Origin of the sequence: Campylobacter concisus, from assembly GCF_002913545.1 — a bacterium.
GTDB lineage: Bacteria > Campylobacterota > Campylobacteria > Campylobacterales > Campylobacteraceae > Campylobacter_A > Campylobacter_A concisus_AV.
On sequence record NZ_PPBR01000007.1, the window covers coordinates 43,401 to 61,089 of the forward strand.

A 17,689-nucleotide genomic window follows, 5' to 3' on the forward strand; every position below is an offset into this window, starting at 1 on the left:
TTAGCATGGCAGAGAGAAAAACGCCTTTACATAAGGTAAGAAATATCGGTATTGCGGCTCACATTGATGCTGGAAAGACAACCACTAGTGAGAGAATTTTGTTTTTCACTGGTATGAGCCATAAGATAGGTGAGGTTCATGATGGCGCTGCTACTATGGACTGGATGGAGCAAGAAAAAGAGCGTGGTATTACTATTACATCAGCTGCAACTACAGCGTTTTGGAAGGGCTACCAAGTAAACCTAATCGACACTCCGGGACACGTTGACTTTACTATTGAAGTTGAGCGTTCTATGCGTGTTCTTGACGGCGCTGTTGCGGTATTTTGTTCTGTTGGTGGTGTTCAGCCACAGTCTGAAACTGTTTGGAGACAAGCAAATAAATATCACGTACCAAGAATTGTTTTTGTTAATAAAATGGACAGAATTGGTGCAAATTTCTTTAGAGTTGAAGAGCAGATCAGAGAAAGATTAAAAGCAAATCCAGTGCCTATCCAAATTCCAATCGGCGCAGAGGATAACTTTAAAGGTGTGGTTGATCTTGTGAGAATGAAAGCATACGTTTGGAATGACGAGAAAAAGCCAACTGACTATGTAGAAGAAGAAATTCCAGCTGAAGTTAAAGATAAAGCTGAAGAATACCGCGCAAAACTAATCGAAGCTGTTTCTGAGACAGACGATAGTTTGATGGAGAAATTCTTTGCAGGCGAAGAGCTAACTGAAGAAGAGATCAAAAAAGGTATAAAAGCAGGTTGCTTAAGAATGACTATCACGCCTATGCTTTGCGGAACTGCGTTTAAGAACAAAGGTATCCAACCTCTACTTGATGCTGTTGTTGATTATCTACCAGCTCCAGATGAGATCGCAGCGATAAATGGTGTTTATGAAGATGGCACTGAAGTGACTGTTGAAAGTACAGATGATGGCGAATTTGCCGCTCTTGCGTTTAAAATTATGACTGACCCATTTGTTGGACAGCTAACATTTATCCGTGTTTATAGAGGAAGCCTTGAAAGTGGTAGCTATGCTTACAACACAGTTCAAGACTGCAAAGAGAGAATTGGCCGCTTACTAAAAATGCACTCAAATAAACGTGAAGAGATTACAGAACTTTTCGCTGGTGAAATCGGCGCCGTTGTTGGTCTAAAAAATACCCTAACTGGTGATACTCTTGCAAGTGAAAAAGATAAAGTTATCCTTGAGAGAATGGACTTCCCAGAGCCAGTTATTAGTGTTGCGGTTGAACCAAAAACAAAAGCAGATCAAGAGAAGATGGCGATAGCTCTTCAAAAACTTGCTCAAGAAGATCCAAGCTTTAGAGTTAGCACTGATGAAGAGAGCGGACAAACTATAATTAGTGGCATGGGTGAGCTTCACTTAGAGATCATTGTCGATCGTATGCTTCGTGAATTTAAAGTTGATGCTGAAGTTGGCCAACCACAAGTTGCTTACCGTGAGACTATCCGCAAGGCAGTTGAACAAGAGTATAAGTATGCTAAACAATCAGGTGGTCGCGGTCAATACGGTCACGTGTTCTTACGCATCGAGCCACTTCCAGCTGCTAGTGGATTTGAATTTGTTAACGACATCAAAGGTGGTGTTGTTCCAAAAGAGTACATCCCAGCTGTTGAAAAAGGTTGTAAAGAGGCACTTCAAAGCGGTGTTCTTGCTGGATATCCAGTTGAAGATGTTAAAGTTACACTTTTTGATGGTAGTTACCACGAAGTTGACTCATCTGAAATGGCATTTAAACTTGCTGCTTCTATGGGCTTTAAAGAGGGCGCTAGAAAAGCAGGTGCGGTTATCCTTGAGCCTATGATGAAAGTTGAAGTTGAGACTCCAGAAGAGTATATGGGTGATGTTATCGGTGACCTTAATAAGCGCCGTGGCCAAGTAAATTCAATGGATGATAGAAATGGTGTAAAAATCATTGCAGCTTATTGTCCACTTGCTCAAATGTTTGGCTACTCAACAGATCTTCGCTCAATGACTCAAGGTCGTGCGACTTACTCTATGGAATTTGATCACTACGAAGAAGTTCCTAAAAACGTAAGTGAAGAGATCATTAAAAAGAGAAATGGCTAATTAGCCAAAATAGGGCAGAGTGATCTGCCCTATAAAATTTAACTACTTGAGTAAAAATTTAAACTAACTTGCAAATTTGTCCTCATAGCTCAGCTGGATAGAGCGCAGAATTCCTAATTCTGAGGTCGTGAGTTCGAACCTCGCTGGGGACACCACTCCTGCTTTAAATACTATCTCATAAAAATCTTGCATAGAGTGCTTTAAATCATTTATATTTAAAATTCTTATTTTTATAAGTAGTTGTGTTTGGCATATAAATAAATTTATTTTTTAATGAATTATTTGTATGACCTTACTATCAATAAAATTTATCAACAAAAATTTTATATATTTAATAATCTATGCTAATATTTCAAAAATTTATTTAAGGAGAGTAGATGAAAAAAATTTTACTTTTAGGAGCCGTTTGTTGCATGTTGTCAGCTGATGTTAAAACTGTTAATATAAGTCCAGATGAGATCAAAAAATATGATCAGATCGTCGACATTAGAACCCCATCTGAATGGCAAGAGACTGGCATCATAGCTGGTGCGAAGACCATCACTTTTGATCCAAGCAATAAGAGTGCATTTTTAGATGAGCTTTCAAAAGCGGTTGATATCAAAAAGCCTATCGCTCTTGTTTGTAGAAGTGGTAGAAGAAGCACAGCAGCAGCTGCAGCGATAGATAGCACAGATCTTAAGATTATAAATTTAGATGGTGGCATGAGTAGTTTGATCGAACAAGGCTACAAAACTACACCTTATAAAAAATAGACAAATTTCTAAATTCTACATTTGACTACAAGATAAATTTATTTTGTAGTCAAAATTTATACTAAATAATAAATTTTATTATTTGATTAACTACTGATTAACTCTAACTACATATAATTTCATCACATTTAAACAATAAAAAAGGAGACAAAAATGTCAAAAGTTATTTTACAGTTAAACACAATTCAGGCTGATGCGAATGCACTTTACATCAAATTTCACGATCTTCACTGGAATGTAAAAGGTATTCAATTTTTTAGCGTCCATGAATACACAGAAAAAGCCTATGAAGATATGAGTGAGATATTTGATGCGGTTGCAGAAAGAGCTCTTATGCTTGGCGGCAGACCTATCGCAAAGGCTGAGGAGCTAGCAAAAGTTGCTCACATCAAGCATGAGCCAAAAGAGAGCTACACTCCAACTGAAGTTTTGGATATTGTTTTGGCTGATTACAAGCACCTTTTGGGCGAGTTTAAAAAGCTTGATGAGCTTGCAGAGGGCGACACAACAACTCAGATGTACGCACAAGATCAAATAGCGAAATTTGAAAAAGCCATCTGGATGCTAAACGCAACACTTGGCAAATAATCACAGCGGGAGCTCTCCCGCTTTATCCTAAATAAATTCTACTTTTTGGCGATATAGTTTTTATAAACCTAGAGGAGCCAAATATGCAAATCAGTCAAATCGCAAGTTCATATAACACTTCAAGTGTAAAAGAAAATGTAAAATCAGAAATTTCACTTCACAAAGATGAAAAAGAGGTTTCTAAAAAGCAGCCTGATGTTTCAAATTTAAGTGCAAAAGAGATCTCAAATAGCTATTTTTTGCAGTATCAAAAAGAGATCACTCAAAGCGCTAGCTCAAATTTACTAGCACAAGGCGGCCTAAGCTTTAACGTACCTGAAAATTTATCAGACATCTTATCTGGTCTTGATCTAACAGGCATCGGCTACAACGGCAAAGCTCTAGGAGAGCTAAGTAGTGATGAGGCGAGTGAGCTAGTTAGTGAAAATGGCTTTTTTGGCATCGCAAATACAGCCGAGAGGATAGCTGGCTTTGTGCTAAATGGCGCAGGTGATGATGTAGAGAAGCTAAAAGCTGGTAGAGAGGGCGTGGCAAAAGGCTTTGAGGACGCAAAGAAAATTTGGGGCGGAGAGCTACCTGAAATTTCACAAAAAACTATCGAAAAGACGCTTGAGACGCTTGACAAAAAAATCGCCGAGCTTGGCGGTAACGTTTTAAACGTATCAGCTTAAATTTCTTGGGAGCTCTCCCAAGAAATTTAAATATATTAATGTAAGCACAAAACTCAAATTTTAAAAACTCGCAAATTTTATTTAATCTTAAAAGCTATACTTTGCTCTTTATATTAAGGAGAAAAGATGAAAGCTAAAATTTTACTTCCCTTAGCAGTAGCCACTATGTTTTTGGGATGTTCATTTTTTGATGATAATCCACCAGTTCGCAAGCAACCAAGGCAAGCTACTAAAACTACACCTGCAAAAAGCTCCATCAAAGGCTTCATAAAAGATGTCAGCTATAAAGATTCGAAATACTGCTACGAGATAGTAGCCAGCGATGTGAAAAATCACAAACTAAACAAAGCAAATTTTTGTGCAAACAGATATTATTACGATAAGGGCGATCTTGTCTATGCGACTTTTTACGCAGATAAGCTCATAGACATGCTTCTTATAAAAGAGGGTGGCTCCAGAGGTGCATTTAATGGCATAAGAAAACCACAAAATGAAGTAGTCGTTAAAAGAAAAAATATAAAAACAAATATCGAAGTACCAAAAGAGGAGAAAATTTCTTTTTAGATTACCGTTGATTTACTGCTAGCATATATAATTTCATTAGCAATCAAAACTAGAACTCCTTTTAAGGGGCAAATCAACGGCCCCTTTTTCTTTTTATCCCCATTTTAAAAGTCTCATTTGTGAAAGATAAATTATCAAAATATACCTCTTTTTGGTCAAAATCGGTAAACAATCAGTAACAAAAGTGCAAAATTTTATGATTTTTTAAGCTTCATCTTAAAATTTATTGATTATAATCGTCATCACAAAACCTTAAAAGGAGAAAAAATGAAACTAACAAAAATTAGTTTAGCTGCATTGGTTGCTTTAGGTGCATTTTCAAGCGTTGCAAGTGCAACTCCACTTGAAGAAGCTATAAAAAACGTAGATCTTTCAGGATTTGCAAGATATAGATATACAAATACTAACAAGAAAAAGAGTGAAACAAATAAGCCTGATGTAAAAAGCCATAAAGCAGATCATCAATTTAGAATGATCACTAACTTTAAGGCTGCTATCGATGATAACTTCTTTGGCGTTATTGGTTTTAGATACAACACTGCAGACAATTCAGGCGATGGTGTAAAAGACGGAACTGATAATACAAATGCATCTGGTACTTTTGGTGTTCACCAATTCTACCTTGGCTATAAAGCTGGTAACACTACTATAACAGCTGGTAAACAAATCATTGGTTCTTACTTTACTGATGATGAAGTAGGCACTGGTATAAGAGTAGTAAATAAAGACATCGAAGGCCTTACACTTACGGCCTTAGCATTTGATGCACTTGAGGGAACAGCTGGCTTCAGTAATGGTGCATTATATGAAGGTGATGATAAAAAACATAAAGTAACGAATTATTTAGCAGACTACGATGTTGGTAATCTATATGCAGCTGGTATAGCTGGTTCATACGATCCTATCAACTTCCAACTATGGTATGGCACATTAACTAACCTAGCTGATGTTCTTGCAGCTGATGTTTCAGGAAATTTCGCTATAACTAACGATGTATCTGTCGGTGCAAGACTTAACTATGCACATAGCCAAGCTGATACAAGTGCAAAAAATAATATTGGTAATGCTAAAGGTTATGATGACGGCAATTTCTATGCTGGCGAGCTTTCAACTTCACTATTTGGTCTTGATTTAGCTGCTGGCTACATCGGCTACAAAACTCAAAACTATCAAGATGGTAAATATTCAGCATTTACATTTGAAGATCAAGGTGGCTTAATCGACGCTGGCGAAGATGTACTTGACTGGACACGTGCAGAAGGCAAAGGTAGTTACTTCTATGCAACAAGTGCATATACATTTGATAAATTTACAGCTGGTTTAGACTACATCAAAGGTAGTTATAAAACAGATGAAAAGACTAAAGTTCAACAATTTGTTCCAAGATTTGCTTATCAATACAACAAAAAGTTGAAATTTAGCTCATTCTATGCCTTTACAACAGAAAAAGAGCATGACGGAGATAAAAACAAAGCTGACAAATTTAGATTTGAAGCTAAATACTCATTCTAATATTAGCTCGTTAATCAACTTATGATATAATCCCGGGTCGGAGCAATCTGATCTGGGATTTTTAAATTTAGAGCAAAATTTCAAGGAAAATTATGAAAAGTATTAAAATTTCTTTTTTGGCGTGTTTTTTGGTGGCAAATGCCTTTGCAGCTTCTCAGGTTTATTATATAGAAGCTCGTGGCGAGTTTGGTAAAGAACTTGCTGAAATGGCAAAAAAGCAGGCTAATGATAGAAATGAAAAAGTAAATGTCTATGTCGATGAAGATCCAAGACGCTATAAAGATAATAGAATTTTAAAATTTGGTGTTGATAGAAAAGGTAGATATAGTGTCTCTTTAGGAAAAGAGCTTTATGAAAAACAATGCGCTAGCTGCCATGGCGAAAGCGCAGATAAAAGACCATTTGGCTCAACACCACTTAAAAACATGGATGCTAAAGATATAGAAGATAGCATCATCTCTTATAGAAGCGACTCAAGCTTTGGTGGTAGCGGCAAAAACGTAATGCAAAACCAGGCTAAGATCGTCTCAAACAATGATCTAGGTGCAATACTAGCTTATCTAAAAGGCAAAGATGCACTTGCAGATCAAGATACAAACGAAAATAAACCAGTTTCAACCGAAACAAAGCAAGGCAGTTATTTAAGATAAATTTCACTTCGGTAGCTTTGCCACAATATAAATAAAAGGAAGCAGATGTTAAATCCAAAAACATTATTTTTAAGTATGGGCTCAGCTATCGTTTTGATGATAATCTTTGCCGTAGCTAGTGGAGCCGCCACAATAATAGAGAGCAAAACCAGCACCGAAGCAGCTTGGTACTATGTTTATGGTGCTAGCTGGTTCGCGCTTATCCAACTACTTCTTGGCATAAATTTAGCCTTTAACATCTTTAGATACAACCTAATCGATCCTAAAAAACTGCCATCGCTCATCTTTCACTTAGGTTTTATCGTCATCTTAATCGGTGCTGGCATCACAAGATACCTTGGCTTTGAAGCTGATATGCATATACGTGAAAACACTGCTTCAAACGTTGTTAGCACGAAGGTTTCATATATAAATTTAACAGCGCTTAACTACAAAGGCGAGGAGATCAGCTCGGCTATGCCTTTAGGACTTGCTGATGTTAAAAAAGGCTTTGATCTAAAGCTAAAAACAGCAGACGGTGAGGCTAGTTTAAAATTTAAAGAATTTGTACCCAATGCAAGTTATAAATTTGTAAATGATGATAGCGGAAAGCCTGTCGTTGAGTTTGTAGTCTCAAACGAGAGCGAAAGCGAAGAGATATTTTTGCTTGAAGAAGAAGAGGCGAGAGTTGGGGATATCAGTTTTATCTTTAATGCCAAACCAGATGAAAAGAAAAAATACGTTCTTTTTAGACTAAATGATGGAAATTTCACAGTTACTTCAAATGCCGATCTTTCAAAATTTACTATGGCGGATAGCTCTAAAACTGAGCTAAAAGCTGGCAGCGTGAATGAATTTGGCACAGGCAGCTTATATACTATCTCAAATATAAATTTTGCCCCAAGGCTAGTCTCAGCGCACGCTTCAAGAAAGCTAGTTAGCTCGAAGGATAGCGAGTTTAATGCGTTGATAGCTGAGCTAAACTACAAAGGTGAGAGTAAAGAGATGCATGTATTTTACAACTTAATGGAGCCTTCACGTATCGCCGTGGCTGGACAGAAATTTAACGCCTCATGGGGAGCTCAGCAGATAAAACTCCCATTTAGCCTCTACTTAAAAGACTTTGAGCTAAAAAGATATCCTGGCTCAAATTCTCCTATGAGTTACTCAAGTGAGGTTGTAGTAAAAGACGGCACGAATGATCCTGGGTTTGACTATAGAATTTATATGAACCACGTGCTTGATTACGATGGATATAGATTTTTCCAAAGCTCATACGATACTGACGAAAAAGGCACGATCCTCTCTGTCAATAAAGACCCTGGCAAGATCCCGACATATATCGGCTACTTTTTGCTAGGACTTGGCTTCTTGTTAAATGTCATAAACCCTAACAGCCGCTTTAGAAAGCTCGCAAAACTAATAGATAACGAATCAACAAAAGGCGGTAAAAAAGTGGCTGCACTCATAGCGGTCTTACTTTTGGGCTTAAATTTTAGCTCGCTAAAGGCTGAGGACTTCTTGCCACGTATCAGCAAAGAGCATACAGACAAGCTTGCTAGACTCATCGTGCAAAGTCCAGACGGCAGGATGAAGCCATTTGATACGCTTAGTAAAGAGGTTTTAAACAAAATTCACAGAGGCGAGAGTATAGGTAGTCTAAATTCAAACCAAGCTATGCTTTCTATAATGGTAACGCCTGATTTTTGGCGAAATGAGAAGATCATCGCGCTTGGTCAGAGCAAGGAGCTAAAAAAAGAGCTAGGCGTTGATGAGAATGCAAGATACGCAAGCTTTGATGAATTTTTTAAAGCGACAAAAGATGGTGGAAGCGAGTATAAACTAACAAAATTTGCCGAGATAGCAAACCGCAAACACCCAGGCTCACGCAATACATTTGACAAAGATGTGATAAAGATCGACGAGAGACTAAATGTATTTTATATGATATTTATCGGTGAAATTTTTAAAATTTTCCCAAAACAAGATGATCCGTCAAATTCTTGGTATTCGCCAGCTAGCGCGATGATGTACTTCTCGCCAAAAGAGGCTGAGCTAGTCGTTGGCATGATGAGAGAGTACTTCTCAGCTGTTGATGCAGCCTCAAAGGATAATGACTGGAGCAAGGCGGATGCGGCGCTTGAGAAAATTTCAGCCTATCAGCACAAATACGGCGCTGCTGTCATGCCAAGTGAGAAAAAGATAGATATAGAAATTTTATTTAATAAATTTCAAGTATTTGACCGCTTGACACCGATATATCTTTTGGCTGGACTTGCACTTTTGCTATTTGTTTTTGTCAAGATGCTAGCACCAAAAGTGCAGATAAATGGCATAGTTAAAGCTGTATATATTATAAATTTACTAGCCTTTCTTGCGCATACAGCTGGCCTTGGACTTCGCTGGTACATCGCTGAGCACGCCCCTTGGAGTAACGCCTACGAGTCGATGGTCTATATCGCTTGGGCGCTTGGTCTATCTGGCATCATCTTTGCAAAACGCAGTCCGATCGCACTTGCGCTTACGTCTATATTAGCTGGCGTTACGCTATTTGTCGCGCACCTTAGTTGGATGGATCCGCAGATCACGACACTTGTGCCTGTGCTTCAGAGCTACTGGCTAACCATCCACGTCTCTATCATAACCGCAAGCTATGGATTTTTAGGTCTTTGTGCGTTGCTTGGTGGATTTACTTTGCTGCTTATCATCTTGCAAAATAAGAAAAAACCAAATGCAGAGATCGCACGCAATATCACTGAAGCGACACGTATAAATGAGATGGCGATGATACTTGGTCTTAGCTTACTCACGCTTGGAAACTTTTTAGGTGGCGTCTGGGCAAATGAGAGCTGGGGTAGATACTGGGGCTGGGATAGCAAGGAGACTTGGGCGCTAGTTTCGATCCTTGTCTATGCGGCGGTGCTTCACATGAGATTTATACCAAAGCTTAATAATCAATACGCATTTGCCGTTGCCTCATTTTTTGCCTATTGGTCGATCATAATGACCTATTTTGGGGTAAATTTCTATCTAGCTGGCATGCACTCTTACGCAGCTGGAGATCCGCTTCCAGTGCCTGATTTTGTCTGGATAAGCATCGTAGTGATGATAGCGATGAGCGTTCTTGCATTTACGAAACGCTCTCTTTGCACAAGGCTATAGATGCTTCTTAAAGGCTTGATAGTCTTTTTTGTCTTTTTGCTTATAGTGGCCATTTGCGCGCTAATCTATCTTTTGCTAAAGAACAAAGATCATCAAGTCTTAACAAGAGGACTAGAAGCTGAGAGTGAAGAAGAGATCACGATCGAAAAGCTTGAAGAACTTGCTAGTGATAAGACTATAAGCAAAAACGAGCTTTTCGAGCTTATACAAATTTTTGGAGAGAAATTTATAATACCAGCGAAAAAAAATCAGGTCGCTCCAAAAGAAGCTAGCAACTACATAAATTTTATAATCCTAATCTGCTCTCATCAAAATGCCGACGCAAAGCTTATTAGCTTTTTAGACAAAGAGGCTAAAAAGAAAAATCCAAGCTATGTTGCAGAGATCGAAGACAGTGAGAGAATCGGCATAGAAAACCGCAAAAATCGCAGGTAAATTTAGCTTTTTTAAATTTAAGAACGCAAAACGTCGTTAGCAAAACTCAAATTTACAAAGCAAAAATAGGAGCGCAATTTGGATATCAATGATCTCAATGCTAGTTTGGTCTTTGCACCGATAGCGCTAGCTATTTTGTTGATGATCTTTGCTGGCAGGCGAAATATCAAAGTCTATCTGAGTAAATTTGACCTAGTTGGACTGCATCTAGTTTTCCCATTTATAATATTTCCCATCCTTGTAGCTATCTTTTGTGCAGTATGTGAGTATTTTGACGTTTCTAATAATGATGGGTTATCTTATATTTTTTACACTATGCTTTTTATAATAGCCACTTACGCTGTTTTTGGTTTTTATGTTTGTATTAAATACAATCACGGCTTTTTAAACTGCTTTTGGGCGCTTCTTTTAAGATTTAACTTCATGACCACGCTTGTTTATTTGCTATTTTTAGGTGGTAAAGGACGTGACAAAAATGGCACTGAGATAACTCCTGAAAATGCAAAAAAATTAAGCCTTTTTGGAAAGCTTAGATTTTCACTTTATAATATGATCGTCTTTAGAAAAAATTATGACAAAGAGAAATTTACAGGCAGGGATGAGATAAATTCTAACGATAAAGCTCTCATCTAAAAAGAGGTCTAAAATAAAAGCAGGGAGAGTTAAATTTAAAAAGAGCCAGCAAGATCGCTAGCTCAGCTTACGGCAAAACTACACCAAATTTTATAGCTATGCCATATATCATCGCGCTAATAATGCCAGCGAAAAATCCAGCAACCATATCATCGCCCATGACGCCAAGTCCGCCCTTTACGTTGCGGTCGATCCTGCCAATGATCGATGGCTTTTTGATATCAAGTACTCTAAAAAGCACGAGCGAGAGAACTAGCTGTGAGATAGTCGCTCCGCTAATGGCGATAGCGAGCCAAACGCCAGCAACTTCGTCGATCACGATAAAGCTCTCGTCGTGCGAATTTACCTTTTTTTCAAAATCATCAATGACGCTGATGCTCACCAAAAATAGCAAAATGCTAGCTAGCAAAAGCGTGGTAGATGAGAAAAAATATAACACAAAATAAGCCACCACAGCTCCAGCTACCGAGCCCCAAGTGCCAGGTGCCTTTGGTAAAAGTCCAAATCCAAAAAATGTCAAAAATAGCTTTTGCATAAATTTCCTTAAGTGAGTGATGATGTCTGGTAGAGCTTCATGAGCTCCTCGTAAAAGTCGCGGTCGGTTTTGTTTTCAAGCAGTCCAGAATTTACAAAGAGATCGTCGCAGAGCTTTTGTATATCTTTAAAGCGATTTACATAGAGCTTGCTTAAGATGAGTGCTGAAATTTCAGGCCTAACGAGTATGGCTGGTGGCATGATGCCGTTAAATAGCAGCTCTTTGATCACATCTGGGTGGTATTTGATCTGATGATGCTGTCCGTGTGGGCAGCTTTTGGTGCTAACTAGCGTCTTGCACTTGTTGCAATAAACCAGCTCTGGCAGGACGATCACGTCTAAATTTAGATCGTGTTTGTAGATGTCAAGGATCGTGTGTGCCTCGTTGTGGTCAAAAAACATGCCAATGCCAGAGTGGTTTTGTCCGATGACTAGCTTGTTTGCGCCAAGTCTTGAAGCCGCGATGCACTCAAGCGTTGGGTTAGCGTGCGAGCTAAAAAGGGTCGTGTTTTTTAGCGCAAAGACAAAGACCTTTCTTGTCGGCAGATAGTTTTGGTTAAAAAAGTCAAGCACTTGCTTTCTGATCTCGTAATCAATATGTCTCTCTTCACGCGTTCTTATTAGAAAAACGACCACGAGATCGGCCTTGTCGATAGTCATTCTAACTAGGCGTTCATGCGCGCGGTTAAATGGATCAGCCGTTAAAAAAACAGCCGTTATCTTCTTGGCGCCGCTCTCTTTTATCAGCTCATTTAGCGCGTCTTTGCTTATCTGTAAGCTCTCATCATATAGCTCAAACTCGCCGCTTATACCGTATTTGCCCAAATTTAGTGACATTTCGCTGTTTGATTCATTTGCTAAAAATATATTTTTAGCTCGCATGCTCTCATCAAATTTAAAGACCTTTGCCACGTCGATATGCCCAACGATCTTGCCGTCCATATTTAAATTTACTCTTTGGCCAGCATGCAGCTTGCTAGCGATATTTTGATTGACCTCGCCAAATGGAGCAAAGCCAAAAGAGTAGGGCATCGGCTCGCCGTTAAAGTAGCCCTTTTTCGCCACCTCTTTGATCTGCTCGTCGTCCATCAGGGCGCTAAAATTTGAGAGAATTTTGTTTTTGATAAGCTCTAAGGCGCCATAAACTTCGGTGTTTATAGAAATTTCACTATTTTTTCTTGCTGACGTCATATTTCTTTCTCTTTTCCCAAAGTGATTTTCTAGAAATTCCAAGCTTTTTGCTTAGCTCGGTGTCGGGGAATTTATCTTGATAATTAACGATGATATATTTTATATATTCATCGATCGTGACGATCTCACCGATGTCAAAGTTTTTATCTCGGATGGAGAGTTCAAGCTCCTCAAATGGTGCACTTTGCGCAAAATCGCTAGTTTGGATAGCCACTTTTTTCTTTTTGCAAAGCTCTAAAATTTTCTCTTTTTCGTCCTCTTTTAGCTCTTCAAGATTTGTGATGTATATTAGCTCGTCGCCACTTTGAGCAAGTGCTTTTTCAAGTTCGCTAAAACAGGCTTTGCCTAAAAACAAAAATGGCGTTTTGTTTGCCTTTACATAGTTAAAGATAAATTTATCGCTGTAGCCATTTTTGCTTGATTTTAAAAGAAGTGGAAATTTGATCTTTTTAGCTTCAAAACAAGGTATCTCGTAGTCTTTTAGGGCGAAATTTATATAGTTTTCGTAGTTTTTTATCTCGTTTTTAAAGCCTCTAAACTCTTCAAAATGCCTTATCTTTCTAACTAGCTCTTCTATCATAAATGGCTTTTGTATGTAATCTACCGCGCCCGCTTGTATCGGCTTTAGCACAGTGTCGCTGTTGATGTAGGCGATGAGTAAGATAATGATAGAGCTTTTAAATTTCTCTATGACTGGGTAGAAGTCCTGCCCAGGGAGTGTGGTAGAAAGTAACACTACGTCAAAATTTTCAAATTTCAAAGCCTCTTTGACGCTCTTTGCGATCTCGCAGTCGTAGCCAAAGTCAGCTAGTTTGCTAGCCATCGAGCCAGCTAGGTAAATTTCGTTTTCTACTATTAAAATTTTCATATTTGTGTCCAGTTGTAAAATTTAAGGCTAGCACTTGCCATGACAGCGATCCCCTCGCATCTGCCCACAAAGCCAAGCCCTTCAGTTGTCGTCGCCTTTACATTTATGCGGCTCTGGCTTAAATTTAGAGCCTGCGCGATGTTTGCCTCCATTTTTGATTTTAGCTTTGAAAGTTTTGGCTTTTGCGCCATTATCGTGATATCAGCGTTTGTTAGCACAAAGCCCACGCTTTGCACCCTTTTATAAGCTTCTTGCAGCAAATAAATAGAGCTAATATCTTTAAATTTATCGTTCGTATCAGGAAAGAGCTCGCCTATGTCGCCAAGCCCAGCAGCTCCCAAGATAGCGTCAGTTAGCGCATGAAGTGCCACGTCGCCGTCGCTGTGCGCCTTTAGCCCAAACTCGTAGTCGATCTTTTCGCCACAAAGCACAAGCGGACGGCCCTTTTCAAACTCATGCACGTCAAAGCCGTTACCAACAAAGAGCTCATTTTCTGGTGCTTTCAGGGCTGAAATTTTGGCAAGATCCTCTTTAAAAGTGATCTTTCTAGCCATCTCATCGCCCAAAATGTGCCAAACGCTTGCGCCAATGGCTCTCATAGCCGAGCTATCATCTGTGTAAATTTCGCCGCTACTAAGAGCCTTTTTAAGAAGTGCTGTGCGCGAGAGCTGCGGCGTTTGGATAAGTTTTACCTTTTCTCTATCGATTGCATTTTCGCCAAGATAGGCAGTGTCAGCGATCTTTAGCGCAGGGACCACGCAGTCAGCTTGAGCGGCAGCCTCGATAATCTTGTGAAAGAGCTCGCTTGATATGCAAGGACGTGCGATGTCGCTAACTAGGACAAATTCGCTATTTACTAGCTCAAGTGCGTTTTTTAGGCTATCTTGCCTTGTCTCGCCGCCATCAACAAATTTATAATTTGGAGCAAATTTAGACATATATTTGCACTCTTTACTAACGACGATGATCTCTTTAAATGTGTAAAAGTTACTCAAATTCTTAGTAGCAAATAGCCAAAGTGGGTCGCTGCCGATGCGAAGCCATTGCTTCTTTACAGGTAGCTCAAAACGACTGGAATTTCCTGCTCCTAGCATTATAAGTGAGATATCAAGCAAGGTAGCTCCTTTGAAGATTGTTACGGAATTATACACCTAAAAGCTAAATATTTCTTTTTATAGAAATAAATTTAAGGCTAGCATTTAGTTAGATCAAAACAAAAAAGGACTAAAATGAGCCCTTAAATTTTAAAAAAGGTTAGTCATGACAAAGACGCAGATGTACTATGCTAGGCGAGGTGAGCTCACAAAGCAGATGAGCTACGTGGCAAAGGTCGAGGGAGTGAGCGAAAATTTGCTTATGGATGAGGTGGCAAAAGGTAGCATCATCATCCCAGCAAACGTAAATCACATAAATTTAAAGCCTATGGGCATAGGTAGAAAGCTAAAGACAAAAATCAATGCAAATATCGGCAACTCAAGCCTAAGTAGTGACATTTGCACAGAGCTTAGAAAGCTTGAAATTTGCTTAGAATTTGGCGCTGATACGGTTATGGATCTAAGCACGGACGGCGATTTGGATGCTATTAGAAGCGCTATCATTGAGCATTCAAGCGTGCCAGTTGGCACAGTGCCTATGTATGAAATTTTAAAAGAGGCAAAAGAGGTTACAAATATCACAAATGAGCTAATTTTAAGCGTGCTAGAAAAGCAAGCAAGGCAAGGGGTTAGTTACTTTACGATACACGCTGGCTTTTTGCGTGAGTTTTTGCCCCTTGTTAAAAAGCGTAAAATGGGCATAGTTAGCCGCGGTGGCAGTTTGAGTGCGAGCTACATGTCAAAGCTAAATAGGCAAAATCCATTTTATGAAATTTTTGATCAAATTTTAGAAATTTGTGCAAAATACGATGTCTCGCTCTCGCTTGGCGACGGACTTCGCCCAGGTTGCCTTTATGACGCAACAGACGAGGCACAGCTTAGCGAGCTAAAGGTGCTTGGAGAGCTTACGCTTCGTGCGTGGCAAAAAGATGTTCAGGTGATGATAGAGGGCCCTGGTCATGTGCCATTAAGTCAAATTGAGTATAATATGAAAATCGAACAAGAGCTCTGCCATGACGCCCCATTTTACGTGCTTGGACCGCTTGTTAGCGATATCGGCGCGGGGTATGATCATATCACTTCAGCGATAGGTGGTACGATGGCAGCATATCACGGCGCTAGCATGCTTTGTTATGTGACGCAAAAAGAGCACCTAGGACTACCAAATGAAAATGACGTAAGAGAGGGCATCGTAGCTCACAAGATAGCAGCTCATGCCGCAGACGTCGCACTTGGTAAGACAGGAGCCATCGAAAAAGACCATGCGATGAGTGACGCGAGATATGCGTTTGACTGGAACAAGCAGTTTGAGCTTAGCTTTGATCCAAAAAAGGCTAAGGAGCTTCACGATGAGAGCTTGCCAGAAGATGCGTTTAAGAGCGCTCATTTTTGTTCGATGTGCGGACCAAAATTTTGTGCATATAAAATTTCAAAAGATCTAGAAAAAGGAGAAAAATGTTAAATAAAGAAGAGGTCTTAAACAGACTAAAAGGCGTCATATATCCGGGATTTGAGAAGGATATAGTTAGCTTTGGCTTTGTAAAAAACGTAGAAATCGGCGAGAAAATCTTAATCGAAGTCGAGATCGTTAGCTCAAGCCCAGAGGTGGCAAATGAGCTAAAAACGGACATCAAACGTGTTATGGGCTCAAATGAGTACATGCTAAATTTGATCCAGCCAAAGATACCTGAGGAGAAAAGTAACACTCAAAGTGGCAAAAATATCGCGCCACAAGTTAAAAATTTCGTAATGGTAAGCTCTGGCAAAGGCGGCGTTGGTAAATCAACCACGACGCTAAATTTAGCTATCTCAATGGCAAAACTAGGCAAAAAAGTGGGAATTTTGGACGCTGACATCTACGGACCAAACATCCCAAGGATGCTTGGCGAAGTAAATACCCAGCCACAAGTCGTTGGCAACAAGCTAAAACCGATACTTAGCCATGGCGTGGAGATGATGAGTATGGGTGTTTTGATGGAGGAGGGTATGAGCCTTATCTGGCGTGGCTCGATGATAATGAAAGCGATCGAGCAGTTGCTAAGGGACGTGCTTTGGAGCGAGCTTGATGTATTGTTTCTCGATATGCCCCCAGGAACGGGCGACGCGCAGCTAACTCTAGCTCAAAGCGTGCCAGTAACAGCAGGTGTTTGCGTCACAACGCCTCAAGTAGTAGCACTTGATGATAGCAAGCGTGCGCTTGATATGTTTGAGAAGCTTCACATCCCAATCGCTGGCGTCATCGAAAACATGAGCGGCTTCATATGCCCAGATAACGGCAAAGAGTATGACATCTTTGGCAAAGGCACGACTGAAGAAGTAGCAAAGGCTTACAACACTCAAATTTTAGCTGAAATTCCTATCGAGCCAGCTGTTCGTGTGGGCGGCGATAATGGTAAGCCAGTTAGCTTTTATGAGCCAAACTCAGTCACTGCAAAACGCTATGAGAGCGCAGCTGCAAGGCTTTGGGAGATAATAGAAAATATAAATAACGGCGGTGGGGCTGATAACTCAGCGATCCAGCCAGTAAATGACGGCAAGAGTGCTTGCTCGAAGTAAATTTACAAAAGATAAAATTTAGAGCAAATTTTAAAATTTGCCAGTTTAAATTTGGCTACCAAAATTTGGCTTTGCTTGGTGCTTAGCTTAAATTTTGGAGCCAAAATGCAATCATTAAAAAAGAAAATTTAACAGGAGAAAAGATGAAAGCGATCGTAACCGTAGTCGGAAAAGATAGAGTTGGCATCGTTGCTGGCGTCTCAGCAAAGCTTAGCGAGCTAGGTCTAAACATAGATGATATAAGTCAGACTATTTTAAGCGATTTTTTCACGATGATGGCGGTGGTTTCAAGCGATGAAAATAAGGACTTTACAGCCCTAAGAGCGGAGCTAGATAAGCTTGGAGAGAGCCTAAAAGTAAAGATAAACATCCAAAGCTCAGCCATTTTTGATGCGATGCACAAAATTTAAGGA

17 protein-coding genes and 1 tRNA gene are annotated in these 17,689 nt (G+C 39.6%); 14 read left to right on the forward strand and 4 right to left on the reverse strand.

Going from position 1 to position 17,689, the window contains the following annotated elements; genetic code table 11:
• The first annotated feature begins 5 nt into the window (after positions 1-5).
• The 11 genes from fusA to CYP05_RS00550 all read left to right on the forward strand — a co-directional run bounded on the left by fusA (position 6) and on the right by CYP05_RS00550 (position 11,033).
• Positions 6-2,084: an elongation factor G gene (gene fusA / locus CYP05_RS00500; protein ID WP_021090006.1), complete on the forward strand. Its 2,079-nt coding sequence runs from the start codon at positions 6-8 to the stop codon at positions 2,082-2,084.
• 78 nt (positions 2,085-2,162) lie between these two features.
• Positions 2,163-2,239: transfer RNA gene (locus tag CYP05_RS00505), tRNA-Arg, on the forward strand.
• A 222-nt stretch (positions 2,240-2,461) separates the two neighbouring features.
• Positions 2,462-2,839, forward strand: a complete 378-nt coding sequence (locus CYP05_RS00510) for a rhodanese-like domain-containing protein (RefSeq protein ID WP_087582022.1) — start codon at positions 2,462-2,464, stop codon at positions 2,837-2,839.
• Positions 2,840-2,992: 153 nt separating this feature from the next.
• Positions 2,993-3,427 carry a Dps family protein gene (locus CYP05_RS00515; protein ID WP_103598912.1) on the forward strand — a complete coding sequence of 145 codons (435 nt, stop codon included), beginning with the start codon at positions 2,993-2,995 and terminating at the stop codon, positions 3,425-3,427.
• 83 nt (positions 3,428-3,510) lie between these two features.
• The gene (locus CYP05_RS00520) at positions 3,511-4,098 is read left to right on the forward strand and encodes a hydrogenase-4 component G (protein WP_103641665.1); all 588 of its coding nucleotides are present in this window, start codon (positions 3,511-3,513) and stop codon (positions 4,096-4,098) included.
• A 126-nt stretch (positions 4,099-4,224) separates the two neighbouring features.
• A complete protein-coding gene (locus tag CYP05_RS00525; RefSeq protein ID WP_103641666.1) occupies positions 4,225-4,662 on the forward strand; it encodes a hypothetical protein in 438 nt (145 codons plus the stop codon).
• A 267-nt stretch (positions 4,663-4,929) separates the two neighbouring features.
• Complete coding sequence (locus tag CYP05_RS00530; RefSeq protein ID WP_103641667.1) at positions 4,930-6,174, forward strand: major outer membrane protein; 1,245 nt, start codon at positions 4,930-4,932, stop codon at positions 6,172-6,174.
• 92 nt (positions 6,175-6,266) lie between these two features.
• Positions 6,267-6,824, forward strand: coding sequence for a c-type cytochrome (locus CYP05_RS00535; protein WP_103609820.1), 558 nt, complete (start codon positions 6,267-6,269; stop codon positions 6,822-6,824).
• A 45-nt stretch (positions 6,825-6,869) separates the two neighbouring features.
• On the forward strand, positions 6,870-9,965 hold the full coding sequence (gene ccsA / locus CYP05_RS00540; RefSeq protein ID WP_103641668.1) for a cytochrome c biogenesis protein CcsA: 3,096 nt from the start codon (positions 6,870-6,872) through the stop codon (positions 9,963-9,965).
• Positions 9,966-10,400 (forward strand): fatty-acid--CoA ligase, encoded by a 435-nt coding sequence (locus CYP05_RS00545; RefSeq protein WP_103641669.1) that lies wholly within the window; start codon positions 9,966-9,968, stop codon positions 10,398-10,400. It abuts the gene before it with no gap.
• A gap of 78 nt (positions 10,401-10,478) precedes the next feature.
• Entirely contained in the window at positions 10,479-11,033 is a 555-nt protein-coding gene (locus tag CYP05_RS00550) for a hypothetical protein (protein WP_103641670.1), read from the forward strand.
• A 67-nt stretch (positions 11,034-11,100) separates the two neighbouring features.
• Here the strand turns inward: CYP05_RS00550 and CYP05_RS00555 are convergent, their stop codons facing one another.
• From CYP05_RS00555 to CYP05_RS00570, 4 genes are read right to left on the reverse strand one after another with little or no spacing between them, the layout of a single operon-like run.
• On the reverse strand, positions 11,101-11,568 hold the full coding sequence (locus CYP05_RS00555) for a phosphatidylglycerophosphatase A family protein (protein ID WP_103641671.1): 468 nt from the start codon (positions 11,566-11,568) through the stop codon (positions 11,101-11,103).
• Between the two features lie 8 nt (positions 11,569-11,576).
• On the reverse strand, positions 11,577-12,758 hold the full coding sequence (locus CYP05_RS00560; RefSeq protein WP_103641672.1) for a sulfate adenylyltransferase: 1,182 nt from the start codon (positions 12,756-12,758) through the stop codon (positions 11,577-11,579).
• Positions 12,736-13,626: a response regulator gene (locus CYP05_RS00565; protein WP_021085856.1), complete on the reverse strand. Its 891-nt coding sequence runs from the start codon at positions 13,624-13,626 to the stop codon at positions 12,736-12,738. The genes CYP05_RS00560 and CYP05_RS00565 overlap by 23 nt, the downstream gene beginning before the upstream one ends.
• Positions 13,623-14,741 (reverse strand): bifunctional 2-C-methyl-D-erythritol 4-phosphate cytidylyltransferase/2-C-methyl-D-erythritol 2,4-cyclodiphosphate synthase, encoded by a 1,119-nt coding sequence (locus tag CYP05_RS00570; RefSeq protein ID WP_103641673.1) that lies wholly within the window; start codon positions 14,739-14,741, stop codon positions 13,623-13,625. Before CYP05_RS00570 ends, CYP05_RS00565 begins: the two co-directional genes overlap by 4 nt.
• 145 nt (positions 14,742-14,886) lie before the next feature.
• On the opposite strand from CYP05_RS00570, the gene thiC reads away from it, so the two are divergent.
• From thiC to CYP05_RS00585, 3 genes are all read left to right on the forward strand, one after another.
• The gene (gene thiC / locus CYP05_RS00575; protein WP_103641674.1) at positions 14,887-16,182 is read left to right on the forward strand and encodes a phosphomethylpyrimidine synthase ThiC; all 1,296 of its coding nucleotides are present in this window, start codon (positions 14,887-14,889) and stop codon (positions 16,180-16,182) included.
• The gene (locus CYP05_RS00580) at positions 16,176-17,276 is read left to right on the forward strand and encodes an Mrp/NBP35 family ATP-binding protein (protein WP_103641675.1); all 1,101 of its coding nucleotides are present in this window, start codon (positions 16,176-16,178) and stop codon (positions 17,274-17,276) included. The genes thiC and CYP05_RS00580 overlap by 7 nt, the downstream gene beginning before the upstream one ends.
• A gap of 143 nt (positions 17,277-17,419) precedes the next feature.
• Positions 17,420-17,686: an ACT domain-containing protein gene (locus tag CYP05_RS00585; protein ID WP_002939508.1), complete on the forward strand. Its 267-nt coding sequence runs from the start codon at positions 17,420-17,422 to the stop codon at positions 17,684-17,686.
• Positions 17,687-17,689 lie beyond the last annotated feature (3 nt).